Raw genomic sequence first — 24,855 nt, forward strand, 5'->3', positions numbered from 1 at the left:
GGCGGAGGGCCGCAAGGTGAGAGAATGACCCCATGCCATCCGCAGAACTGAACAGTGGCCCGACCACGGGCACGTCCGCCGTCCCCGGACCGGGGCAGTCCATCGATTTTCCTGCCGAGCAGGCGCTGCCCGAGCGTGCGGCCCTGATTGATCTGGCGGCGATCGCGTCCAACGTGGCGCGCATCAAGGAACTCGCGGGCGCGGCGAAGCTCATCGCGATCATCAAAGCGGACGCCTACGGCCACGGGGCTCTGCCCGTAGCGCGGACCGTCCTGGGGGCCGGGGCCGATGCCCTCGGGCTGGTGCATGTTCGGGAAGCCCTCGAATTGCGAGCGGAAGGGGTATCCGGGCGGATGCTTGCCTGGCTCCACACGCGGGCCACGAATTTCGAGGCGGCCATCGAGCAGGACATCGAGCTGGGCGCGTCCGGGTGGGACCTTGAGGCTGCCGCGGAGGCGGCGTCCTCCGTCGGTGCGCCGGCCAAGGTCCACCTCAAGATCGATACGGGCCTCGGTCGCAACGGCTGCACCATGGAGGAATGGCCGGGGCTGGTCGGGCGGGCCGCACAACTCGAGGCCGACGGCCTGGTCAGGGTCACCGGTATCTTTTCGCATCTGGCCGTCGCCGACGAGCCGGATCGTGCCGAGACCCGGGAGCAGCTCGACAAATTCGACGATGCCGTGCACCAGGCCCGCGCCGCGGGGCTGGCTCCCGACCTGTTGCACGTCGCCAACAGCCCGGGCATCCTGACCGCGGATCGTTATGCCAGTGGCGGGACCAACCGCATGACGGCCGACGCCGTTCGCGTCGGCGTCGCGCTCTACGGGCTGTCGCCGGTTCCCGGGACTCCGCCTGAGGAATTCGGGCTCACACCGGCCATGACACTGCAGACCTTCGTCAGCTCCGTCAAAGAGGTTCCCGCCGGGCAAGGGGTTTCCTACGGGTTGCGGTACTCGACGTCTCGACCCACGACCTTGGCCCTGATACCCCTTGGATACGGGGACGGCGTGCCGCGGGTCGCCACCGGTGGACCAGTGAGGATCTATCCCTCGGGCGCGGAAGCGGCCACCTACCCGGAGGTTGGTCGGATCGCGATGGACCAGCTCGTCGTCGACCTGGGCCGACCCGGTCTCTCCGACCCGTCCCTGGGGTACCTGCACGCGCCCGTCGTCCTCTTCGGATCCGGCGACAACCCTTCCGTCAATGACTGGGCCGACGCCGCCGGGACCATCAATTACGAGATCGTGACGAGAATCTCCCCGCGGGTCGACCGCATCTATCTGCGAGAGGACAACGCGTGAGCCACGCGAACGACCAGTCACCATCCACACGGCCCCAGAAGGCCGAACTCGATGTGCAGCTCGGCAGCCCCGAGGCGACGGCCCGGGTTGCGCACGCGCTCGCGGGGAATCTCCGGTCCGGTGACCTGGTGGTGCTGACCGGGGAATTGGGAGCGGGAAAGACGACGTTCACCCGGGCTCTCGGCGACGGACTGGGTGTTCGTGGTGCGGTGATCTCCCCGACGTTCGTCCTTTCCCGGATTCACCCGAACGATTCGGACGGTGCCCGCCCCGGTGGGCCGGACCTGGTGCACGTGGACGCCTACAGGCTGTCCAGCCCGGAGGAGGTCGACGACCTCGATCTCGAGTACACCATGGACCGCTCCGTGACGGTCGTCGAATGGGGCCGGGATCTGGTGGAACACCTGAGTGATTCCCGGGTCGAGATCACGCTGATCCGCTCGCAGGGGTCGGATGCGCCGCTGGTCGAGGGCGAGGAGGAGGACCGTGATCCCCGACGTGCCGTCATCTCCTTCATGGGCGACAGGTGGGGTGAGCCGGAAATCGAACAGCTCGTCCACAAAATCCGGGCAGCGGCCGAAGAATAGTTCCTCGCATTAGACTTGGGGGCGTGCTCATTCTCGGTTGCGATACATCTTCCATAGCCAGCGGCGCCCTGGTTCGGGTCCCGGTCGTCGATGGCGCCCCGGACGCCGGTCACCTCGAAGTGCTCGGCAGCTTCCGGACCCAAGACACCCGATCGCACGCGGAAGCCATGGCTCCGGGCGTCCGCGACCTCTTGGAGACCGCCGGAATCCGTGGGCAGGATCTGGACCTGATTCTCACTGGGGTGGGCCCCGGGCCATTCACGGGACTGCGCGCGGGCATCATGACGGCCAGAGCCCTGGGGTGGGCCTGGAAAGTCCCCGTGCGCGGTGTCGTCAGTCTGGATGCCGTGGCCGAGGGCAGTTTTCACGACGCCGCTTCCGCCGGGCACACCGTTTTCGGCGTCGCGACCGACGCGCGGCGTCGCGAGGTTTACAGCGCCGTCTATCGCCTGGCCGACGACGCGACCGGCGCCACGGGGTATACGAGGGCTCACGGACCCGTCGTCGGACCTGCCGGGGACTTGGAGCCCCAGATCCCCATGGCCGGTCGCGGCGCCGAGCTCTACGCCGACGTCCTCACCCCCGTGTCCGGACACGACCAGGACGAACCCTTGGCGGAACTTCTGGTCGCCTCCGCGCTGCGCACGGGACTGGACGCGACCCTGGAATCGACATCGCCCCTCTACCTGAGGGAATCCGATGCCCGTGTGCCCGCCGACAGGAAGAAGGCCACCAGATGACCCGGCCCAGCATCGGCCCGCGGCCCACTCCTTCCGTGTCTGATACCGAAGTCCCGGTCGAGTCCGAGACGCTTCCGGCCGGATACTCCGCTCGCACCGCCGAACTGGACGATCTCGAGGCCGTTCACGAACTCGAGTCAGCGCTGTTCCCCGAGGACGCGTGGCCCATCGACATGTTCCTCGCGGAGATCTCCCACCCCGCGCGTCGCTACACCGTGGTCGAAGCAGGCGGAGAGCTCATCGCCTACTCGGGGATGATGGCCGTTGCGGACACGGGGGATGTGCAAACCATTGCCGTTCGACCCGGCCACGAAGGGCGTGGGATCGGCCGATGGCTCATGAACAGAATGCATGAGCAGGCACGGGCCATGGGAGCCGAGACCATGATGCTGGAGGTCCGCGCCGACAACCCCAGGGCCCAAGGGCTGTACACGGTCCTGGGCTACGAACCGATACACGAACGCCGGGGCTACTATCAGGGCGGCGTGGACGCCGTCATCATGAGCCTCGATCTGAGAGCCGGCGCAGACCGCACGGAGGGATCCAACCGTTGACCACCACATCCGCACCGCGCGAACCGATCGTCCTCGGGATCGAGTCATCGTGCGACGAAACAGGTATCGGGATCGTGGCGGGCCGACGACTCCTGACGAACACTGTCTCCACGTCAATGGACGAGCACGCGCGATTCGGAGGCGTGATCCCGGAAATCGCGTCCCGCGCTCACCTGGAGGCCATGATCCCGGCACTGGACGCGGCCCTCGATGAAGCGGGCGTCGGCATGGACGAGGTGGACGCCATCGCCGTGACCAGCGGGCCCGGTTTGTCCGGCGCCCTGATGGTAGGAGTCAGCGCCGCCAAGGCGCTCGCGGTCGCCACCGGCAAGCCCCTCTACGCCGTCAACCATCTCGTCGCCCACGTCGGAGTAGGTCTCCTCGAGGACAGCGCGAGTGCTGCCGGAGACACCGAGAGCGAGGCCTCCCTGCTCTCGGGGCTCGGGGCCCTTCTGGTCTCGGGCGGGCACACGGAGATACTCAAGGTCTCGGACATTTCAGGCGATGTGACGCTGCTGGGATCCACGCTCGACGACGCCGCGGGCGAAGCCTATGACAAGGTCGCCCGGGTCCTGGGGCTGTCCTATCCCGGCGGACCCGCGATCGATCGAGCCGCCGCATCGGGGGACCCCCGGGCCTTCACCTTTCCACGAGGGCTGACGGCCGCCAAGTACATGGGAACGGTCCAGGACCCCGGGAGCCACCGTTACGACTTCTCCTTCTCCGGCCTGAAAACCGCCGTCGCCCGCGTCGTCGAGGGCCTCGAGGCACATGACGAGCCCGTGCCCGTCGCGGACATCGCGGCTTCGTTCCAAGAAGCTGTGGCCGACGTCGTCACGTCCAAGGCCATGCTCGCTTGCACCGAAAACGGCATCGATACCTTGTTGCTCGGTGGCGGGGTTGCCGCGAATTCGAGGCTGAGGCAGCTCGTCTCCAAGCGGTGTTCGGAGCACGGAATCCGGCTTGTCGTACCGAAGCTTTCTCTGTGCACCGACAACGGCGCGATGGTCGCGGCGTTGGGAGCACGACTCGTGCAGTCGGGTGTGGCACCCAGCGGACTCGACTTCACCGCGGATCCGTCGCTGCCAGTCACCACGGTGTCCATCGGGTCCTGACCGGGAGAAGAGCGCCCGGAACAGGATCTGCGATCCGATCCGTCCCGGTCGGACAGATTGATCGGGCTAGGAATCCCGGTATCCGTACCGCGTCAGATCGACCGTGTCACGGACCACTGCCCTGAGATCGTGGTCGTTCTCCTCGAAGACACGGCGCTGGCGCTCGTACCCCGGTCCGCGTTCGATCATCCGGTGCACACCGGCCAGCTCCGCGGCGCAGTCGAGGTCCTGGGCAATGGGCTCGAGCCTGGTCACGAGGTCGGTGCAATGCTCACGGAGGGGCAGGACCGTTCCGGCGGCGTCGGCGATCACGGTGGCGTCCAGTCCGTACCGTGAAGCCCTCCACTTGTTCTCCTCCGAGAGCCACCGGGGCATGAGCTCCACGTGACCGCCGTCCTCCACAGTGCGGGAGACTTCCTCGACGATGCACTGGGTCAGGGCAGTCATCGCCCCGATTTCCTCCGTGGTCGCCAGCCCGTCGCAAATTCTCATCTCGACTGTTCCGTACCGGGCCACGGGACGGACGTCCCACCGGTTCTCCGATTCTTCGGCAATAATTCCTGCACCGATCGACCGGTCGATGTAGTCCTCGTACTCGGACCATTTCTCGAACGGGTACGGAATTCCGCAGGTCGGTATCTGCTGGAAAACCATGGCCCTCTGCGAGGCATAGCCGGTATCCACGCCCAGCCAGTACGGAGAGCTGGCCGACAGCGCCAGGAGATGGGGATAGTAGTTGACGAGCTGGTTCACCGCGGGGAGAGCTTTGTCGCGGGAGTCGATGCCCACGTGCACGTGGACTCCGTAGACCAACATCTGCCTGCCCCAGTACTGGGTGCGCTCGAGGACCTTCTGGTACCGGTCCTTCTCCGAAACCGGCTGCTCGCTCCATTGGGCATACGGATGCGTCCCCGCCGAGTAGAGGTCGACTCCCAGGGGATCCGCTTCCGCGCGGAGTGCATCGGCCAGCCGAGTGAGCTGGTCCATCGCATCGGCGACCGTGGGGCACACGCCCGTGACCGCCTCGACGGTATTGGACAGGTACTCCCGCGTGATCTGCGGCGCGAGGCCCTCGGGATCGATGAATTCCGGGTGGGAGGACTCCAGTGCCCGGATGAGCTCGGCGGCTGCCGGAAGGAGATCGCCCGATTCCCTGTCGGCGAGGGCAATTTCCCATTCGACGCCGAGGCTCGACTGACCGGAGCTGGAAAAAGTGATCATGGTGGTCCTCCCGTGTCGGGGTCAATTCATCTTAGCGGGGAGGGCGGCGAACGGTGCAGCGTACATCGCCCGGACGACACGCGGCTTCACGCAGAATTCAAGGCCTGCCCCCGGCGCGGTGTCACGGGTGCGCGCGGCGAACCACGAAGGCCGCTCGGTGCTCCGAGTCGGGGGACTCCCACCGAGTGAGGATGAGCGTCGCGTGGCGATTGCCGGCCGGCTTCTTCTTTTTCGAAGAGTTCCCGGCGAGCAACTGACGTCGCAACGTTTCCGGGACGACGTCGACCCCTCGCTTCTTGATGGTCAGACCCGTGATTCCGTTCTCCCGGACCCAGGCTCTGAGCGGTTTCGTGCCCATCGGCAGAATCTCGTCGACGACCCAGCAGGTAGCTCCGGCCAGATCTTCGCACCGGTTCGAAGCAAAATAGGCGATCCGGGGGTCGAGGAGGTGACCTCTGACCTGGGACACCAGTTGGTCAACGAGCCCGGCCCGAATGGCCGCGCCGTCGGGCTCGTAGAGGAAATCAGCCGGGGGACCGACGGGAGGAGCCTCCCCGGCGTCCTGCCCGAATCCGGAATCCGACGTGTACTGGGCCAGGACGTCCGGTTCCAGTGGATCCGCGCCGAGCAGGGTCGCGGAACGCTTGACACCAGGGCGGGCGAGCGCGTTGAACCACAGAACGACCTCGACGACGTCGCCCCCACAACTGACCCACTCGGCCTCGGCATTCTCGGGAATCTCGGACCGATCCATCCCGGGGCCCATTTTGACGCCCATGGGCATTCCCGTCTCGGCCCAGCGACGTATCACGGAGAAGGGAGGCGCGAAGGCCTCCGGATCGAACAGCCGGGAAACCCGGCCGTCCGTGGTGTCCCGACGCGCGGGATCGAGCCACAGCGAACGGATCGCCGTGCCGTCCTGGGTGCGGAGCGACGCGGGATCGAGCTCGGTCACGTCACCCACGCGAACCTCCGACTCATGGTGGACGGAAAGGTTGTGCCTGGCCATCGACGCGGTATCGGGATCGATGTCGTAGGACATCACCGGGAGACCTTCGCTGAGAAAGGCTGCCGAGTCCGCCCCGATGCCGCAGCCCAGGTCGGCGACCGGCCCGGCGTCGGCGTCCCGAAACCTTCGGGCGTGCCACAGCGAGACGGCACGGCGCGTGGCCTGTTCCAACCCGGAACGGGTGAACAGCATGCGCTGGGCGTCCTCCCCGAACTTGGACCGGGCCTGCACCCGGAGTTTGGCCTGGGTCAGCATGTCGGAGGTCTGCTCCGGAGTGAAGCCTCGTTTGCGGAGGGAGCTCGAGAGGGCCAGTGCGTCGCTTTCGCGGTATTCCATCCGGTCCAGGGCGGAGAGCTGATCGGGGGTGAATGAATGCGTCACGCGACCACTGTATCGGCCGTCAGTGCCACCCCGGTCGGCGTCATCCTTACCGCTGAGGGCGAAACCTGGCACTCGTCTTGACCCTCTGCTAACCCTCCGAATAGAGTCATGTTTAGCACTCTGGCAGTCAGGGTGCTAAATGGGCCTGGCGCTCAATCGGCACCGCGACGACGGTTGGCACGCCCTTCACGGCTCACGCCAAGAATTGATCCATCCAAGGAAGAAGGTCACTCATGTCCGTCTCCATCAAGCCTCTCGAGGACCGTATCGTCGTTCAGCCCGTGGAGGCTGAGCAGACCACCGCATCCGGCCTGGTCATCCCGGACACCGCCAAGGAAAAGCCCCAGGAGGGCAAGGTTGTGGCGGTTGGCCCCGGTCGTGTCGATGACAAGGGCAACCGCGTCCCCGTCGACGTCCAGGAAGGCGACGTCGTCATCTACTCCAAGTACGGCGGAACCGAGGTCAAGTACTCGGGCGAAGAATTCCTCGTGCTCTCGGCACGTGACGTGCTGGCCGTCGTCGAGAAGTAAGACTTCGGCGAACCCGCACTTTTCTAGACCTGTGTAAGGAGTCATGTAGTTCATGGCAAAACAGTTGGAATTCGACGACGCAGCCCGCAAGGCCCTCATGGCCGGCGTGGACAAGCTCGCCAACACGGTCAAGGTGACTCTCGGACCCCGCGGTCGCAACGTCGTTCTGGACAAGCAGTGGGGCGCTCCCACGATCACCAACGACGGCGTCACGATCGCCCGCGAAGTCGAGCTTGACGATCCGTACGAGAACCTCGGCGCACAGCTGGCCAAGGAAGTCGCCACCAAGACCAACGACGTGGCAGGTGACGGCACGACGACCGCTACCGTTCTCGCTCAGGCCTTCGTCAACGAGGGCCTGCGCAACGTGGCCGCCGGTGCGGCACCGAGCGAAATCCGCGCGGGCATCGAGGCGGCCGTCAAGGCCGTGTCCGAGCGTCTGCTCGAGAACGCCCGCGAGGTCGAGGGCGCCGAGGTCGCGCACGTTGCTGCCATTTCGGCCCAGTCCGAGCAGATCGGCGAGCTTCTTGCGGAAGCATTCGAGAAGGTCGGCAAGGACGGCGTCATCACCATCGAGGACGGCTCCTCGACCGAGATCGAGCTGTCCGTGACCGAAGGCATGCAGTTCGACAAGGGCTACCTGTCGCCGTCGTTCGTGACCGACGCCGAACGGCAGGAAGCTGTCCTCGAGGACTCGGCCATCCTGATCTATCAGGGCAAGATTTCGGCCATCGCCGACCTCATGCCCCTGTTGGAAAAGGTTGTTCAGGCGAAGAAGCCGCTGACCATCATCGCCGAGGACGTCGACGGCGAGGCCCTGTCCACCCTGGTGGTCAACAAGCTCCGCGGAAACCTGAACGTGGTGGCCCTCAAGGCTCCCGGCTTCGGCGACCGTCGCAAGGCCATCATGCAGGACCTGGCGGTCCTGACGGGCGGAGAGGTCATCACGAGCGAGCTGGGAATCACCCTGGATTCCGTGACCCTCGAGCAGCTCGGGCAGGCCCGCCGCGTCACGGTGACCAAGGACAACACGACCATCGTGGACGGCAACGGCTCCGCCGATGACGTCGCCGAGCGCGTGGCACAGATCCGCTCCGAGATCGAGCGCGTGGATTCCGAATGGGATCGCGAAAAGCTCAAGGAGCGTCTGGCCAAGCTGTCCGGCGGCGTATCCGTGATCAAGGTCGGAGCTGCGACCGAGGTCGAGGCCAAGGAGCGCAAGCACCGTATCGAGGACGCCGTGTCCTCGACCCGGGCCGCGCTCGAAGAAGGCATCGTCGCCGGTGGCGGATCTGCCCTGGTCCACGCGGCCAAGGCGCTCGATTCGGACCTGGGGCTCCAGACTGAGGGCGCGCGGACGGCGGTCGACATCGTTCGACGCTCCCTCGTGCAGCCCTTGCGCTGGATTGCCGACAATGCCGGGGAAGACGGCTACGTGGTCGCGTCTCGCGTCCAGAGCCTCGACGCCGGCCAGGGGTACAACGCCGTGACCGGAGAGTACGAGGACTTGATCAAGGCCGGCGTCATCGACCCGGTCAAGGTCACTCGTTCCGCGCTCGAGAACGCGGCGTCCATCGCTTCGATGGTCCTGACCACGGAAACTCTGGTCGTCGACAAGCCGGAGGAAGAGGAAGAGGCCTGATTTCGGATCCTCATCCCAACGCCCCCGTGCTCTCTGTGAGAGCGCGGGGGCGTTCCTGTATGTGAGGGGTCATGCCACGATTTAGTTGCAATGCAATGTATTGTCTCTTCTGGCCATCTCGCGATGGCGAAATGCTCGGTTTCGTCGCCGCGTGGCGCGTGCCGCGCGGCGCGTGACGCGGGTCGTTGGCCGACGCTGGAGTCCACCCTGAGGGCGGACGTCCCCGACGTCGGACGGTGGCACGCGACACGTTCTCGGGTCTCCTCGAGGGACCCGGGTGGCGAGCCTGAGCACGGGTACAAAATTTTGCGCGCCAGACGAATAGGATGAAAACTCGTGTCTGCCCGCGGGTCGCTCGTATCCGCTCCACGGACGTCCGTGACCGAGCGCTGGGCTACGGGCCGACCCGCAAACCGATACCGATCGCTGGCATCGCACGAATCAACAAGAACACCGCCTCTGCCGAGGCCGACACAGGATCTTGAATGACTGAATCGAACGGGACGACAGGACAGGTCCCGCCCCCGGAAGGCGGCCAGGCCCCAGAGGTCGCACCTCGCAGAAAGAGGGCTTTCCGCCCCGAAATCCAGGGACTGCGCGCCTTTGCCGTGCTCCTGGTGGCGATCTACCACATCTGGTTCGGCCGGGTGTCCGGCGGCGTCGACGTCTTCCTGATGATTTCCGCGTTTCTGATGACCCTGTCCTTCACGGGCAAGATCGAGCGCGGAGTCCGCATCGGCTGGACGGAACTGACCAAGTACTGGTTCCACGTCTTCAAGCGCATCATGCCGCTCGTCGCGATCATCGTGGCGGGTTCCCTGGTGCTGACCCGGCTGTTCGTGTCCCCGGATCGATGGCTGTCGATCATGCACGAAGCATTCTCCGTGACGTTCTATTACGAGAACTGGTTCTCGATCGTGAACGCCGTGGACTACTACGCGTCGGACTCGGGTGCAGCCTCGCCACTGAGGCATTTCTGGTCCCTGTCCATCCAGGGCCAGATCTTCATCATGTGGCCTCTGCTCTTCGCGCTCGGCAGCCTTCTGGTCCGCAAGATGGGGACCAAGGTCCGGCCGGTTCTGGCGACCATCTTCGCCGTCGTCTTTGTGGCCTCATTCGCTTTCTCGGTCTACTACACGTACTCCAACCAGACCGCGGCCTACTTCAACACCTTCGCCAGGCTCTGGGAATTCGCGATGGGTTCTTTGGCGGCCATTGTGCTTCCCTGGATCCGTGTTCGCACCGGCGTGGCCGCGATCCTGAACTGGGTCGGCCTGCTGGCCATTCTGACCTGCGGCGCCCTCCTGGACGTCGAGGGCCAATTCCCTGGCTTCATCGCCCTGTGGCCCACATTGGCCGCGAGCTTCATCATCATTTGCGGGCAGTCCACCACCAAGTGGGGAGCCGATCGCCTGCTCAAGTGGAAGCCGCTGGTCTGGCTCGGCTCCAACTCCTACGGCCTGTACCTCGTCCACTGGCCGCTGCTGGTGTTCTATCTGACCATCACGGGACGGGAGAAGGCCGGGTTCTTCTCCGGCGTCGTGCTCCTGGCGCTCTCCATCGGCCTGGCGTACGTACTGACGAAGTTGGTCGATACCCCCATCCGCAAGTGGAAGTGGGCCGAAACCAAGCGGTGGCGTGCTGGTGTGGTGATTCTCGGGTGCATCGCCCTCGGGGTCGGATCCGTTCTGGCGTGGCAGGCCCGCATCGCCTACGTGACCCACAAGATCGAGGCCAACGCCGACAAGAACAACCCGGGCGCCGAGATCCTTGATCCGGATTACACCTACAAGGGCGACGACAATCCTGGGCTGCTTCCGACCGCACTGACCCGGAGCAACGACTTCGCCGAGGTCAACGGTCTGGGGCAACAGTGCGACAAGGACAAGGACTTCAAGAAGGACATGCACGGCCTCTCCGGGGGAGAGTGCTACCGGGTGGTCAAGCAGGACCATCCGAGCAAGCACGTCGTCGCGGTGGGCAACAGTCACACGGAACAGTGGATGACCGCTCTGAAGCAGAAGGCCCAGGACGACAACTGGGACCTGACCTTCGTGCGACACCCCGGCTGCTTCTTCACGAGCACGCAGGACAACTGGTTCTCGGGTGCGTGCCAGGAATGGCTCCCGCAGGCGGAGGACGCCATCCAGGACTGGCACCCGGACAACCTGGTTATCCAGTCCACCTTCTCCAGCTATGATGGCGCCGCCGAAGGTATCCGCGAGGGCACCGAGGACCAAGTGCGCAAGTGGACGAGCGAAGGCGTCGGCGTCATCGGCATCAGGGACAACGCACGCTTTGCGCAGTCCCACACGGAATGCGAGAACAAGAACAGCTTCGAGGACTGCACCTTCCCGCACGCGACAGCCGGGACCGAGGACCCGACGTCCGCGTGGCGCACGGAGATCCCCGGTTACGGGTCGTTGGACATGGACGATCTGGTGTGCCCCGACGGGGCCTGCCCGCCCGCGGTGGGCAATATTTACACCTACATCGACGACAACCATCTGACGGCCACCTACGTGCGCAGCATGCAGAAGTTCTTCGACCAGAGGTACGACGACGCTGCGCAGGTTTCCGAGGATGCGATGGCGCAGGCGGGCGGGCAACCCTCCTGACCTGAGTACGACCGTTTGCGGCCGCGCCGGAAGCCTCGCGGGCTTCGGGTGCGGCCGCAACTACGGAATTTCCGGACCGGCGAGTACAATTCACCTGTCCAGCGCCTCCCTTCCGGGGAGGAGTATCAGTCGTGCAAATCCTTGCGGGTTTGCAATCGCACCGAACTGAGGAAAAACCGTGCCCTCGCCCAGGCAAGTCAAGGGGTCCACCGCGCCGTGGCACCGACGTACCCCGCGCCAACAGAACACAACGCTCCGCAAGCGCGGGTTCCGCCCCGATATTCAGGGATTGCGGGCCTTCGCCGTCGTGCTGGTCGCCGTCTACCACGTCTGGTTCGGGCGGGTGTCCGGCGGCGTGGATGTTTTTCTGCTCATCTCCGCGTTCCTCATGACCACGTCCTTCGTGGGCCGCATTCAGAGGGGCGCCGCACTGGGGTGGCACGAGGTGACCCGGTACTGGGTGCATGTCTTCAAACGCATCGTCCCGTTGGCCGTGGTGACCGTTGTTCTGACCCTGTTCGGGTCGAGACTCTTCCTTGGGGCCGATCGGTGGGTCCCGGCCATCCGGGAGGCCTTCGCCGTCCTCTTTTATGGCGAGAACTGGTACTCGATCAGGCACGCGGTGGATTACTACGCCTCGGACTCCGGGGCGGCGTCGCCCTTCCGCCATTTCTGGTCCCTCTCGATCCAGGGCCAGATCTTCCTGGTCTGGCCGTTGCTGTTCTGCCTGACGAGCCTCATGGTTCGCCGCCTGCAGGCTCGGGCCCGCAGGATCCTGGCCCTGATGTTCGTAGTTGTTTTGTTGGGCTCACTGGCTTATGCGGTGCACCAGACCGCCGTCGACCAGAGCGGTGCCTACTTCAATACCTGGGCTCGGCTGTGGGAGTTCGCGTTGGGTTCCCTGCTGGCGATCGTCTGCACGCGCATCACCATCCGTGGCCCACTCGCCGCTGTCCTGTCCTGGACAGGCATGGCCGCCATCCTGCTCTGCGGCGCGCTCCTGGACGTGCAGGGCAAGTTCCCCGGAATCGTCGCCCTGTGGCCGACCGTGGCCGCGTGCCTCGTCATCGCGTGCACGCCGTCGGGCACGCGCTGGGGAGCCGAAAGAATTCTCACCTGGAAGCCGTTGGTGGTCCTGGGGTCGGCGTCCTACGCCCTCTATCTGGTGCACTGGCCTCTATTGGTCTTCTACCTGGCCGTCACGGGGCAGGAAAAGGCCGGATTCTTCGCGGGAACGGGGTTGCTCACGATGGCGACGGCGATTGCGCTGGTCCTGACCCGAGTTGTCGAACGACCACTGCGTCGCTGGTCATGGGCGGACGCGCGGCGCCGGCGAGGCCTGCTCGTCATTGCAGCGAGCATGCTCCTGGCCGTGGGGCCGGCCTGCGTGTGGGATGCCCGCATCACCTCCGAAGCGCGGGTCGCCCAAACCGAAGCCGCGAACAACAATCCTGGGGCACGGGCTCTCCTTCCGGGATTCAGGTACGAAGGGGCCGACGACGCCGCCATCCTCCCGACGCCGGCCCGGCGTCCCGACGACTGGTCGTGGCAGGTGGTCCGTGGGACGCCATGCCGCGACGTCGATCCGCCGTCAGCGCTGAAAGGACTCGAGGCCGACCAATGCCTCACGTACCACCGCCCCGATCGACCGAGCCGGCACGTCGTCGCGGTGGGCAACAGCCACATGGAGATGCTGCTCCCGGCGATCGTCGATGCCGCCCGGCGCAACGGGTGGGCCCTGACCTTCGTGCGTGCACCGGGGTGCGAATTCACGAGCGTGGCCCTGAACAACAGGATTTCCGCACCATGCGGGCAGTGGATGAGGCGCGCCGAAGCGTATATCGGCGCTCACAAGCCCGATGTTCTGCTGATGCTGGCCACACACTCGACCGTCGGTGGGGAAGGCGAGGTCGTCCGGCCGGAGACACAACGGCAGGTTGAGCGGTGGACTCGGCGGGGCATCGACGTCGTGGGCGTGCGGGACGTGCCGCGTTTTGCGGAGAAGCATGCCGACTGCGAGGCCCGCAACGGGATCGCCGGCTGCGCGTTTCCGAGCCCCATGGGGCAGACCAATCCGACCGCGGAATGGGCGCAACAGATCCGCGGGTTCGCGCCGCTGGATCTGCTCGACCTGGTCTGCCCTGACCGCAGCTGCCCGGCACAGATCGGCAACGTCTACACATACCTGGACAACAACCACCTGACGGCGACGTACGTGGACTCGATGAAGCACATGGTGGCGGACAGGCTCGATACCGCGATGCGGACCGCGAGCTCCCGGTGACCTTCGCGCAGCCGGCCGCATGGTCTCCGTCACCTGGGCGGGCACGGGGGAGCGTTCGGGTTGCCGAACGTCCTATGATGAGAGGCAACAGCTCGGGGCGCCGAGAGGCTCGTACCGAGACGCGCGACGTGAAAGGTCCCATTCTCTTGACCCAGCCCACAGCCCTGTCCGATGACCCCTTCGGCCTGACCGGTCTGACCTACGACGACGTCCTCCTGCTTCCCGGGAACACGAGCGTCAACCCCTCGGACGCGGACACGACGACGAGGCTGTCCAGGAGGATCAGCCTCAAGTCCCCGATCATCTCCGCCGCGATGGACACCGTGACCGATTCACGGATGGCCATCGCCATGGCCCGGCTCGGCGGTATGGGCGTGATTCATCGCAACCTTTCGATCCATGACCAGGCGGAGCACGTGGACCGCGTCAAGCGGAGCGAATCCGGCATGATCACCAACCCCGTGACCATCTCGCCGGACGCAACTCTGCGCGAGCTCGATGATCTGTGCGGCCACTACAAGGTCTCGGGGCTGCCCGTCGTGGACAGCGACGACAAGCTCGTGGGCATCATCACCAACCGGGACACTCGGTACCTTTCCGAGCAGGAGATCGAATCGCGATCCGTCGCCGAAATCATGACGAAGATGCCCTTGGTCACCGGCCACGAAGGCATGACCAAGGACGAGGCCTTCGGTCTGTTGGCCTCCCACAAGATCGAGAAGCTGCCGCTCGTCGACGACCAGGGACGACTGACCGGTCTCATCACCGTCAAGGACTTCACCAAGACCGAGCAGTACCCCAACGCGACCAAGGACGAGGAGGACCGGCTGCGGGTCGGTGCCGCAGTGGGATTCTTCGGTGACGGTTTCGAACGGGCCATGACCCTGGTCGACGCCGGTGTGGACGCGTTGTTCATCGACACCGCCAACGGACATTCGCAGGGCGTGCTGGACATGATCGCCAGGTTGAAGAAGGAGCCGTCCGCCGCGCACGTCGACGTCATCGGCGGCCAGGCGGCCACGCGCGAAGGGGCGCAGGCCATCGTCGATGCCGGCGCGGATGCCGTGAAGGTCGGAGTGGGCCCCGGGTCGATCTGCACGACCCGCATCATCGCCGGCGTCGGCGTCCCGCAGATCACCGCGATCAACGAATCGGCCAAGGCCACGATCCCCGCCGGTGTTCCTCTCATCGCCGACGGAGGCCTCCAGCACTCCGGAGAGATCGGCAAGGCCATGGTCGCGGGCGCCGACTCCGTGATGCTCGGATCCATGCTGGCCGGTTGCGATGAATCCCCGGGCGACCTCATTTTCGTCAACGGGAAACAGTTCAAGGCCTACCGCGGGATGGGGTCACTCGGAGCCATGCAGACCCGTGGCAAGAAGGCCTCTTTCTCCAAGGACCGCTACTTCCAAGCGGACGTCAAGAGCGAGGACAAGCTCATTCCTGAGGGCATCGAAGGGCAGGTCGCCTACCGGGGCCCCCTCTCCGCGGTGTTGCACCAGCTCGAGGGCGGTCTGCGCCAGACCATGTTCTACGTGGGCTCGATGACCATCGAAGAGCTCAAGAACAAGGGCAAATTCGTGCGAGTGACGCCGGCCGGTCTCAAGGAATCGCATCCTCACGACATCATGATGACCGTCGAGGCCCCCAACTACCGCCGCTGACTCGGCCACGCCCGTGCAGGGGCGTACGGAAGGAAGATCTTGACCAACGACATCGAAATCGGGCGCTCCAAACGTGCCCGCCGGACGTACTCGCTCGACGACGTCGCCCTCGTGCCCGCCCGGCGCACGAGGGACCCGCGGGACGTCAACACCGAATGGCAGATCGATGCCTTCAAATTCGCGACACCCGTTCTGGGTGCGCCCATGGACTCGGTCATGTCGCCCGAGACCGCTATCACCCTGGGCAAACTGGGAGGCGTCGGCGTTCTCAATCTCGAAGGTCTCTGGACCAGGTACGAGGATCCCGAACCGTACCTCGACGAAATATCCTTGTTGGCCCGTGACGACATGTCGCATGTGACCCGTCGCATGCAGGAGATCTACGCGGAACCCATCAAGGAGGGGCTGATCACCGAGCGGCTGGCGCAGATTCGGGACGCCGGCGTGGTGGTTGCGGGATCCCTGACCCCGCAACGGACCCAGGAGTACTACAAGACGGTGGTCAATGCCGGCACGGATCTTTTCGTGATCCGTGGGACCACGGTCTCCGCCGAGCACGTGTCCCAGAATCAGGAACCGCTGGATCTGAAGAAGTTCATTTACGAGCTCGACGTGCCGGTCATCGTCGGGGGAGCCGCCGGTTACACGCCCGCTCTCCACTTGATGCGGACGGGCGCCGCGGGTGTTCTCGTGGGCTTCGGCGGGGGCGCGACCACCACGACCCGCAGGGCACTGGGTATCCACGCGGCCATGGCCTCAGCGATCTCCGACGTCGCCGCCGCGCGCAGCGACTACCTGGACGAATCGGGCGGACGGTATGTGCACGTCATCGCCGACGGCGGCCTCGGCCAGTCCGGCGACATGATCAAGGCCATGGCCATGGGTGCCGACGCCGTCATGATCGGGGCGCCCCTGGCCCGAGCGAAGGAAGCACCCGGACGCGGCTACCACTGGGGACCTGAGGCACACCACCACGAGTTCCCCCGGGGAACCCGGACTCCCATGAACCAGGTCGGCTCGCTCGAAGAGGTTCTTTACGGCCCGTCGCACCACGTGGACGGAACATCGAACCTCATGGGCGCCGTGAGGCGTGCCATGGCGACCACCGGTTATTCGACGCTCAAGGAATTCCAACGGTCCGAGGTTGTCCTGACGGGACGCCCCCAATACTGAACGACCCATGGACCGGGCGCCGCGACGAGGTTGCCCGGTCCCTGGATGACTTGGGGAAATCCCAGGCAGGACAGATAGGCTGGACGCCGTGCTCAAACTAGCTCTTACCCCACGATGGCTGGGTGCGCTTCTGCTCGCCCTGCTGATGTCAACGGGGTTCATGCTGTTGAGCAAATGGCAATTGGGATCCGCGGATTCGGGACAGATCAATGCCGATCCGGGCAAGGAAGTGGTCAAGCCGCTCCGCGACGTGGCCGACCCGCAGGATCCGGTGCTCCAGTCCGAGGCCGATTCGATGGTCCAGGCCAGCGGCCACTACGTCGAGAACTCGAGCCGATTGGTCGAGGGACGCGTCAACGACGGAACCAAGGGGTATTGGGTCGTCAGCCAGTTCCGGCTGGACTCCGATGCCGCATCCGAGGGCCAGGACTACTCCGTTCCGGTCGCGCGAGGGTTCACCACGGACAATGACACCCAGGCGCTCAGTCCCGAACCGTCCGGCGACGTGACGGTGATCGGCCGTCTGGTGGCCAACGAAGCCCCGGTGACCTCGAAGGACACCAAGACCAAGGGCGCACTGGGATCTGCCGCGACCGCCCAGTTGACCAACATATGGGACACACCGTTGTACGCCGGCACCGTGGCCGCGGTCTCCGAATCACCGGCCGGTGAGACGTCCCCCGTCGATGCCGACGGACACGTGGACAAGGACGCCGGGCTGGCCGAGCCTCACGACAAGCTCAGCCGGATCCACACCGAGCAGGTCGTGGACCATTCCGTGGACTGGCTCAACATTTTCTACGCGATCGAGTGGGTGGTCTTCGCTCTCTTCGCGATCTATCTGTGGTGGCGCATGCTGGCCGACTCGCACGAACGCATGATTCACCCGGAGAAGTACTACGAGATCCTTCCTGCCGGGGAAGGCAACATGTTCTACGAGGAGTCCACGGGCAGGTACTTCTACTACGACGCCGATGATCGGCAGTACTACTACTTCGACGAGCCCGTCGCCGAGGAGACCGATGAGCCCGACGGCGGGCACGCGTCCGCCGATGCCTCGGTCGGGACCGCACACGAGAATCAACGAGGTGACCAAGGTGGCCGATAAGCCAACGCCCAAGAACCAGCCCCAACCCGTGGAGCGCACGGACGGCAAGAGGGTCCCGCTGCCCGCGGACGCCACACCGCAGAAGGCGGGCAATGTCCGGGCGACCCGCAGGAAGTTCGGCGGGACCCAGGCACAGATCCGAGGAGCTCTCGCGATCTACAAGTACTGTGCCTGGATCTCCGGAACGTTCCTGCTGCTGCTGGTCGTCGAAATGGTGACCAGGTACATCTTCGGGTACGACCTGATGGCCGGCGCCACCAACGCATCGACGGGAGAGAGCGTTGCCCTGGGGTGGTTGAACAGAGACACGGGCAACCTCACCGGGGGCCTGAACATCTCGACCGGCGTCCTGATCATTCACGGTTGGTTCTACGTGATTTACTTGCTTGCGTGCTTCCGTCTCTGGCTGCTCATGAGGTGGCCGCTCCCGCAGCTGATCGTGATGGCGCTGGGCGGCGTCGTCCCGTTCCTGTCCTTCATCGTCGAGCGTCGCATCCATCGGGAGACGGTCGCCCAGGTGGCCGCGAACCCGAAGTCCGCAAAAAGATACTGATCGCGCAGGCAATCCGTGCCAGCACCAGCGGTGCATGCCCAACCGGCCCGGATCCGATCGACATCGTGTTCTAAACTGAAAATATCGGGCCCCGAATCAGGGGCAATTTCTCCGCACCCGACAACATCGAAAGTATGGCAGTGACCCAATCCGATTCCTCGGCGACATCCGAGTTGGAAGATCGCCCCGTTCTGGTCGTCGACTACGGGGCGCAATACGCCCAGCTCATCGCACGCCGTGTGCGTGACGCCAACATCTATTCGGAGATCGTGCCCCACACGATGCCGACCGAGCAGATCCTTGCCAAGAACCCCGCAGCCATTGTGCTCTCCGGAGGCCCGTCCAGCGTGTACGCCGAAGGAGCCCCGGCCGGGGACCGTCGGCTCTACGAGTCCGGTGTTCCGGTGTTCGGCATCTGCTACGGCTTCCAGGTGATGGCGCAGACTCTCGGCGGCAACGTGGCCCACACCGGTCTGCGCGAATACGGCGCAACGGATGCGACCCTGACCGGCAATGGCGTCTCCTTCCTGGCAGGCACGCCGGTGGCGCAGAACGTGTGGATGAGCCACGGCGACTCCGTGACCGAGGCGCCGAGTGGTTTCGAGGTCCTGGCGAGCACCGAAGGGGCCCCCGTGGCCGCATTCGTCAACGAGGAGAAGAAACTCGGAGGCGTGCAGTGGCATCCCGAGGTCAAGCACTCCGATTTCGGTCAGCAGATCCTCGAGAACTTCCTGTTCAACGTCGCAGGTCTCAAGCCGACCTGGACCACAGGCAACGTGATCGACGAGCAGGTCGAGAAGATCCGTGAACAGGTCGGTGACGCCAAGGTGATTTGCGCGCTGTCCGGCGGCGTCGACAGCTCGGTCGCGGCAGCACTCGTGCACAAGGCCGTCGGCGACCAGCTGACCTGTTTCTTCATCGATCACGGTCTTCTGCGCGACGGCGAGCGTGAGCAGGTCGAGCAGGATTACGCCGAAACCATGGGCATCAAGGTCGTGACCATCGACGAATCGGACCGGTTCGTGTCGGCTCTGGAAGGTTTGACGGACCCCGAGGACAAGCGCAAGGCCATCGGCCGTGAGTTCATCCGCTCCTTCGAGGACGCCCAGCGCAAGCTCGTGGCCGAACTCGGAGGAAACGGCGAGGACATCAAGTTCCTGGTCCAGGGAACGCTGTACCCCGACGTCGTCGAATCCGGCGGAGGCGAGGGCGCCGCCAATATCAAGTCCCACCACAACGTGGGTGGCCTTCCCGAAGACCTGGCATTCGACTTGGTCGAACCCTTGCGCACGCTGTTCAAGGACGAGGTTCGTGCCATCGGCCGAAAGCTCGGAGTCCCGGAGAAGATCGTGGCACGCCAGCCGTTCCCCGGTCCCGGGCTTGGGATTCGTGTGATCGGTGAGGTGACCCGTGAGAATCTGAGTGTTCTGCGTGCGGCAGACGCCATCGCTCGCGCCGAACTGACCAAGGCCGGGCTGGACAACGAAGTCTGGCAGATGCCGGTGGTGCTCTTGTCGCAGGTGCGCTCGGTGGGTGTTCAGGGCGATGGTCGAACCTACGGGCATCCGATCGTTCTCCGGCCAGTCTCCTCGGAAGACGCGATGACTGCCGATTGGTCCAGGCTTCCCTACGATCTCCTGGCCAAGATCTCCAACAGGATCACCAACGAGGTCCAGGAGGTCAACCGGGTGGTTCTGGACGTGACCTCCAAGCCTCCCGGAACGATCGAATGGGAATAATTTTCTGAGACCGTCTCGGTCTCGGACGCACGTGTGGCCCGCCCCGGAAACCGGGGCCGGGCCACACGTGTCTGAGCACAACGACATCGGGTTCTGCAACGCAATCCGCTCGGTGTGCTTCTACTATAGAGAGGGCGCGCGGTTTCCGCGCGGCAACCACGTGCGAAGATGACGCCGACCACACCGGAAGCAGAGACAACGTGACGAAGCCACACTCCGCCGACCAGAACGATCAGGACAACTCGGGGGCCGAGGACCGCCGCACCTCGTCCGTGCCCTGGGCGAGCCCGCAAGGGTCTGAGGCTGCTGACAAGGGCCGTGAATCGTCGGACCAGGACGCCTCGCGCACGCCGTCCCAGGAATTCCAGGTCGAGCAGGTAGGCGACGACGCATCCGAGGTCACACGGCCTGAGTCCGTGGCATCGCTCGGCGTCGTCACGGTCACGGCGGCGACCGACTCGGAGGCCAGTGAGGAAGAAGCAGCCGCGGAGGCGGACCACCTCGAACCGAGCACGTCGGGCACGGAGACCACCGATGGGCCACCGGTTGAGGAGGAGTCGGACGGCGAAGATTCGCCCGTGGGGGACCCTGGAACTCGAGACGAGCACGGTCACTCCGGTGCGAAGGCGAATCCCACCCCGGACGCGTCCACGGACGATGCCTCCGCCGATCGGGACGAATTGCGTCTCGGTCGGTGGCTGAAACAAGTCGATGTGTACACCGGACCGGATGCGCTCCTGGACTTCAACCCGGTCGACAATGTGCATATCGACCTGTCGAATTCCAATCCCTCGGGTTACGCTCAGCTGTTGTCCGGGCGCAGAACCCGCTTGTCCACGATTCTTCGCGACCGAGCTGAGTTCTCGAACGGGATCCGGTCCGCGCACGCTATTCGAGGAAAGGTCTTCGAGCTCGACGCAGACCATGGTCTCGACGCCGGCTTCCTCGCGGCCGGAACGGCGTCCTGGTTCGCGACCAAGAATCCTTCAGGGACACCGGACGGCGCACGTGGTGAGCGGCGGCATATAGCGCCCATCCTTCTGGCCCCCGTGACGATCAACCCTCACCCGGACGGCGACGATTTCGAATTGCGCATCAACGGGCCGGCTCGCCTCAACCCGGCGATGGCCCGCCAACTGCGCAGAGAATTCGGCATCGATCTGTTCGAGCAAGGTGTGCACCGAACGGCGACCTCGGGCTCACGGCTGACCCCGGATGCGGTCCTGGAGGCCATGCGTTCGGCGTGCATGAAGGTTCCCGGCATGCACATCGAGTCCCGGACCGTGATCTCGACCTTCGCGGATCTCGCGGACACCGTGGGGGAGCTGCCGAGCACCGCGACCTCCGGACTGCTTCGCGAGCTCTCGGACCTGAACCGGATTCGGCTCGACGAGTCCTATGAGAAACGGGAGTTCACGTCGTCGCCGGCTCCGGCGAACCAGGTGGATCCGGCGGAAGAGACGCTGGTCTACGACGCCGATGACACCGTCTCCGAATTGGTTCAGAGGGCCAGGGCCGGCGAGTCGATGACGGTCACCTCGCCAGCAGGAACCCAGCACCTGCGGGCGGCTCTCAACGTCGCCGCGGGTCTCGTCTCCGAAGGAAAATCCGTACTCTTCCTCGCCGAACGCAGGGAGACGCTTCAGAACGTGCGGCGCAGGCTCTCGGAACTCGGGCTTTCGGACCTCACCCTCGACCTCGGAGAAGACCCCGAACCGGAGGAACTGCACCGAAAATTCGTCGAGACCATCGTGAGCCACGAGCGTGCCGTCGAGCCGCGGTTGTCCGGTCTGCACGATGAAATCCGCAGCACGCGGCGCCAACTGATCGAGCACATCGACTCCTTGCATTGGCGCGACGAACGCTGGGGTGTGACGCCGTTGCAGGCGATGCAGACCCTTGCCGAGCTGACCTCGCAGGACGAGGCGCCGTCGACCCGGGTGCGGTTCAAACGTGGCGTCATGGACGCGACGGTCGATCGTGCCGAGACGGTCGCGCAGCTGGAGAGGGCCGCAGAGCTCAGGGCCTTCAACCCGTCGACGCGCAAGGCCCCTTGGTTCGGGGCGACCTTGGTCAACACCGAAGAGACCAAACAAGCACGTGCACTGGTGCGCAGCCTCCTGGAGACCACTCGAACCCTGCGCAAGGAGATCACCGAAGGCTTCGAGAGCATCGGCCTCCGCCCCGAGAGGACCCTGGCCGGGTGGAAGAAGCAACTGGACCTGCTCGAAGGAATCCGAGTTTCCCTCTCCCGGTTCAAAGGTGACATCTTCGACCGGCCCGTGACCGACTTGATCGCGGCGACCGGTACGTCGACCTGGCGGCGTGAACGCGGCATCGATATGTCGGCGATTCAGCGTTCGCGGCTCCGCAGGGCAGCCAAGGAGTACATCGTTCCGCAGGTGCACATTTCCGATCTGCACCAGGCCCTGATCGAGGTCCAGGCGCAGCGGGAGCAGTGGCAGACATGGGCCGTGGACGAGCGAACGGTCAGCTTGCCCGGAAACCTCGAGACCATCGGGCGGTCCTACGCCCAGGTGGCCGACGGACTGTCCGACGTGTCGATCGTCATGGAAGAGAGCCCGGTCCGGAAGGACTACTTCACGCTGCTTCTTCCGGATCTGGTCGAAACGCTGGAGGCCATGGCGAACGACCGCATCCTTCTGGACACCCTGCCCGAGCGGGAGCAACTGCTGCACATCCTGCGTGGCAAGGGTCTGGAGGAATTGCTGTCCGATTTGGAGGAGCGGCACGTCGCTTCGGACCGGGTTGCCGCAGAATTGGACCTGGCGTGGTGGCAATCTGCCTTCGAGATCATGCTCGAACGCCCGGAGGTCAACCTGGTCAGGGGCAAGACTCTGACCGAGGTGGAATCCTCGTTCCGTCGGGCCGACGTGGCGCACATTGCTTCCGGGCCCGCCAGGGTCCGTTACGACGCGGCCCGCGGATGGAACCGTCGCGTCTCTCTCAAACCTCTTCAAGCCAAGGAATTCCGGCGGATGCTCAAGGGCGCGCCGTGCGCTCTCGGCGAGTACTTGGATCAGGCGCCCGACATGGTGGCCGGACTGCTCCCTGTGTGGTTGTCCAGCCCCTTCGGCGTCGGCCGCACCCTGCCCCAGTCGGCCCACGTTGATGCCGTCATTGTCCTCGACGCCGAGTCGACACCGCTGGGGGCTTGCCTTGCCGCCTTGTCCCGCACGCGCCAGGTGATTGCGTTCGGAGACGACCACGCCGGCTACCCGCAGCCGTTCATCGTGTCTCCAACCACCGGAAACGAACAGCCGCCGTCGGAGGAGCCCGTGGAATCTGCCATGCAGGTTCTCGGCGAGATGCTTCCGGGCCTCACCCTCGACCGTGTGCATGAGTGCCGGGACCAGTCCCTGGTCTCGTACCTCAACAACCATTTCTACGGCGGTGCCCTGTCGACCATGCCGTACGGTGAGGAAGCAGTCAGCAGAATCCGGTCGTTGGACGTCGACTACCTCACTCGGAAACAACCCGACGACCGGGTGGGGGCACCCGTTATCGAGTCGCCCAAGGCGGAAGTTCTCGCCGTGGCCGAGATGGTCTTCGAGCACGCGGCTCAGAACCCGCGACAGTCCCTGGCCGTTCTGACCGCCGGAACGCGCCACGCGGCACGCATTGCCGAGGCCGTCCGACGAGGTCTCGAATCCCGGCCTGATCTGCGGGAATTCTTCGAGCCCGGCCAAGAGCCCTTCCGAGTTCTGGATCTCGCTCGGTCTCAGGGGCTGCGCCGCGACAGGGTCATTTTCAGTCTGGGCGTTGCCGCCGAAGCCGGTTCGCGTTCTTCGCACTTCGGGCAGCTGGCTGACCAGCACGGACGTCAACGCTTCGTGAAAGCAATGACGACTGCCCGTTTCCACACTCGAGTCGTGACCTCCCTGAGCCTGGAGCAGCTTCAGGCCGCGGACCTGACAACGGGAGTCAAGGATCTGGCACGTTTCCTGGCCTCCTTCGAGGCCTCACGGGACCGCGAGAATTCGGGACAGGCGGCCATTCTTCCTCCGGAGCACGCGGGCAGCGAGTTCTTGTCCGTGTACGACGCCGCAGAGGATGAACGCAAGGCTGATTGGCTTCTCGCCGATCTCGTGCGGCGGCTGAGAGGCGCGGGGGCCGAAGTGTCCGTGACTCCGGGCAAAGAAGTCGACGCCGTGGCCACGGCACATGCCGAGTCGATGTCGGCCGGGGCCGTCATCAGCCCGAGAGCGCGAACCTCCGGGGATCCCGAGACTCGTGACTCCTCCGCGATGCGTCTCCCCGTGGCGCTCTCCAGCGACGGGACGGAAGCCTATGCGGCACTCTCGGTGCGCGAGCGGTCCCGTTTGAAGCCCGAGCGTCTGGAAAGAACGGGGTGGAACCACGTGTCCCTGTGGGCCGTGGACGTCTTCACCGATCCACAGTCCGTCGCGGACCGGATCCTCGGATACCTGGGCCTCGAACCTCAGGACCGCGGGTGACCCCCGATCCGAACCCGGAACCCGGGAAGCAGAGGCGCTACCGCCATCGGGGACCGCGGAGGGCCACGGGCGGCAGCACGGTGAGCCAAGGAGAACCCGAGCGGCTGGCGGGACTTGGGGACTCACCCGGGACCCCTGGAACGGACGGCCGCGATTCG

At 65.1% G+C, this 24,855-nt stretch carries 17 protein-coding genes; 15 read left to right on the forward strand and 2 right to left on the reverse strand.

Annotated elements, in window-relative coordinates; all coding sequences use genetic code 11:
* Positions 1–32 precede the first annotated feature (32 nt).
* From alr to tsaD, 5 genes are read left to right on the forward strand one after another with little or no spacing between them, the layout of a single operon-like run.
* The gene (alr, locus tag EWU68_RS00580; RefSeq protein ID WP_129313940.1) at positions 33–1,301 is read left to right on the forward strand and encodes an alanine racemase; all 1,269 of its coding nucleotides are present in this window, start codon (positions 33–35) and stop codon (positions 1,299–1,301) included.
* Positions 1,298–1,888: a tRNA (adenosine(37)-N6)-threonylcarbamoyltransferase complex ATPase subunit type 1 TsaE gene (gene tsaE / locus EWU68_RS00585; protein WP_129313941.1), complete on the forward strand. Its 591-nt coding sequence runs from the start codon at positions 1,298–1,300 to the stop codon at positions 1,886–1,888. The genes alr and tsaE overlap by 4 nt, the downstream gene beginning before the upstream one ends.
* A 23-nt stretch (positions 1,889–1,911) precedes the next feature.
* Positions 1,912–2,628 (forward strand): tRNA (adenosine(37)-N6)-threonylcarbamoyltransferase complex dimerization subunit type 1 TsaB, encoded by a 717-nt coding sequence (tsaB, locus tag EWU68_RS00590; RefSeq protein ID WP_129313942.1) that lies wholly within the window; start codon positions 1,912–1,914, stop codon positions 2,626–2,628.
* Between the two features lie 35 nt (positions 2,629–2,663).
* On the forward strand, positions 2,664–3,182 hold the full coding sequence (gene rimI / locus EWU68_RS00595; protein ID WP_238692229.1) for a ribosomal protein S18-alanine N-acetyltransferase: 519 nt from the start codon (positions 2,664–2,666) through the stop codon (positions 3,180–3,182).
* Positions 3,179–4,297, forward strand: a complete 1,119-nt coding sequence (tsaD, locus tag EWU68_RS00600) for a tRNA (adenosine(37)-N6)-threonylcarbamoyltransferase complex transferase subunit TsaD (protein ID WP_129313944.1) — start codon at positions 3,179–3,181, stop codon at positions 4,295–4,297. Before rimI ends, tsaD begins: the two co-directional genes overlap by 4 nt.
* A gap of 66 nt (positions 4,298–4,363) precedes the next feature.
* On the opposite strand, the gene EWU68_RS00605 is transcribed toward tsaD, so the two are convergent.
* Both EWU68_RS00605 and EWU68_RS00610 read right to left on the reverse strand, forming a co-directional pair.
* Positions 4,364–5,518 (reverse strand): glutamate--cysteine ligase, encoded by a 1,155-nt coding sequence (locus tag EWU68_RS00605; RefSeq protein WP_129313945.1) that lies wholly within the window; start codon positions 5,516–5,518, stop codon positions 4,364–4,366.
* Between the two features lie 121 nt (positions 5,519–5,639).
* Entirely contained in the window at positions 5,640–6,908 is a 1,269-nt protein-coding gene (locus tag EWU68_RS00610) for a THUMP-like domain-containing protein (RefSeq protein WP_129313946.1), read from the reverse strand.
* A 233-nt stretch (positions 6,909–7,141) separates the two neighbouring features.
* On the opposite strand from EWU68_RS00610, the gene groES reads away from it, so the two are divergent.
* The 10 genes from groES to EWU68_RS00660 all read left to right on the forward strand — a co-directional run bounded on the left by groES (position 7,142) and on the right by EWU68_RS00660 (position 24,697).
* Entirely contained in the window at positions 7,142–7,438 is a 297-nt protein-coding gene (gene groES / locus EWU68_RS00615; RefSeq protein ID WP_129313947.1) for a co-chaperone GroES, read from the forward strand.
* Between the two features lie 52 nt (positions 7,439–7,490).
* Positions 7,491–9,080, forward strand: a complete 1,590-nt coding sequence (gene groL / locus EWU68_RS00620) for a chaperonin GroEL (protein WP_129313948.1) — start codon at positions 7,491–7,493, stop codon at positions 9,078–9,080.
* Between the two features lie 485 nt (positions 9,081–9,565).
* On the forward strand, positions 9,566–11,698 hold the full coding sequence (locus EWU68_RS00625; protein ID WP_129313949.1) for an acyltransferase family protein: 2,133 nt from the start codon (positions 9,566–9,568) through the stop codon (positions 11,696–11,698).
* Positions 11,699–11,876: 178 nt separating this feature from the next.
* A complete protein-coding gene (locus EWU68_RS00630; protein WP_129313950.1) occupies positions 11,877–13,982 on the forward strand; it encodes an acyltransferase family protein in 2,106 nt (701 codons plus the stop codon).
* Positions 13,983–14,128: 146 nt separating this feature from the next.
* Positions 14,129–15,646: an IMP dehydrogenase gene (guaB, locus tag EWU68_RS00635; protein WP_238692230.1), complete on the forward strand. Its 1,518-nt coding sequence runs from the start codon at positions 14,129–14,131 to the stop codon at positions 15,644–15,646.
* Between the two features lie 39 nt (positions 15,647–15,685).
* A complete protein-coding gene (locus EWU68_RS00640; protein ID WP_129313952.1) occupies positions 15,686–16,819 on the forward strand; it encodes a GuaB3 family IMP dehydrogenase-related protein in 1,134 nt (377 codons plus the stop codon).
* Positions 16,820–16,907: 88 nt separating this feature from the next.
* Positions 16,908–17,927, forward strand: a complete 1,020-nt coding sequence (locus EWU68_RS00645; RefSeq protein WP_129313953.1) for an SURF1 family protein — start codon at positions 16,908–16,910, stop codon at positions 17,925–17,927.
* Entirely contained in the window at positions 17,872–18,480 is a 609-nt protein-coding gene (locus EWU68_RS00650) for a DUF3817 domain-containing protein (RefSeq protein WP_129313954.1), read from the forward strand. Before EWU68_RS00645 ends, EWU68_RS00650 begins: the two co-directional genes overlap by 56 nt.
* A 140-nt stretch (positions 18,481–18,620) precedes the next feature.
* Positions 18,621–20,219 carry a glutamine-hydrolyzing GMP synthase gene (gene guaA, locus EWU68_RS00655; protein ID WP_420852858.1) on the forward strand — a complete coding sequence of 533 codons (1,599 nt, stop codon included), beginning with the start codon at positions 18,621–18,623 and terminating at the stop codon, positions 20,217–20,219.
* A 200-nt stretch (positions 20,220–20,419) separates the two neighbouring features.
* The gene (locus EWU68_RS00660) at positions 20,420–24,697 is read left to right on the forward strand and encodes a hypothetical protein (protein WP_129313956.1); all 4,278 of its coding nucleotides are present in this window, start codon (positions 20,420–20,422) and stop codon (positions 24,695–24,697) included.
* Positions 24,698–24,855 lie beyond the last annotated feature (158 nt).

The sequence above is a fragment of the Rothia koreensis genome (assembly GCF_004136575.1).
GTDB lineage: Bacteria > Actinomycetota > Actinomycetes > Actinomycetales > Micrococcaceae > Rothia > Rothia koreensis.

Bases quoted from the DNA above. Each gene is read 5' to 3' on its own strand.
- EWU68_RS00625 (WP_129313949.1), top strand. From the start codon at position 9,566: ATGACTGAATCGAACGGGACGACAGGACAGGTCCCGCCCCCGGAAGGC.
- EWU68_RS00605 (WP_129313945.1), bottom strand. From the start codon at position 5,518: ATGATCACTTTTTCCAGCTCCGGTCAGTCGAGCCTCGGCGTCGAATGG.
- groL (WP_129313948.1), top strand. From the start codon at position 7,491: ATGGCAAAACAGTTGGAATTCGACGACGCAGCCCGCAAGGCCCTCATG.
- EWU68_RS00650 (WP_129313954.1), top strand. From the start codon at position 17,872: ATGCCTCGGTCGGGACCGCACACGAGAATCAACGAGGTGACCAAGGTG.
- alr (WP_129313940.1), top strand. From the start codon at position 33: ATGCCATCCGCAGAACTGAACAGTGGCCCGACCACGGGCACGTCCGCC.
- groES (WP_129313947.1), top strand. From the start codon at position 7,142: ATGTCCGTCTCCATCAAGCCTCTCGAGGACCGTATCGTCGTTCAGCCC.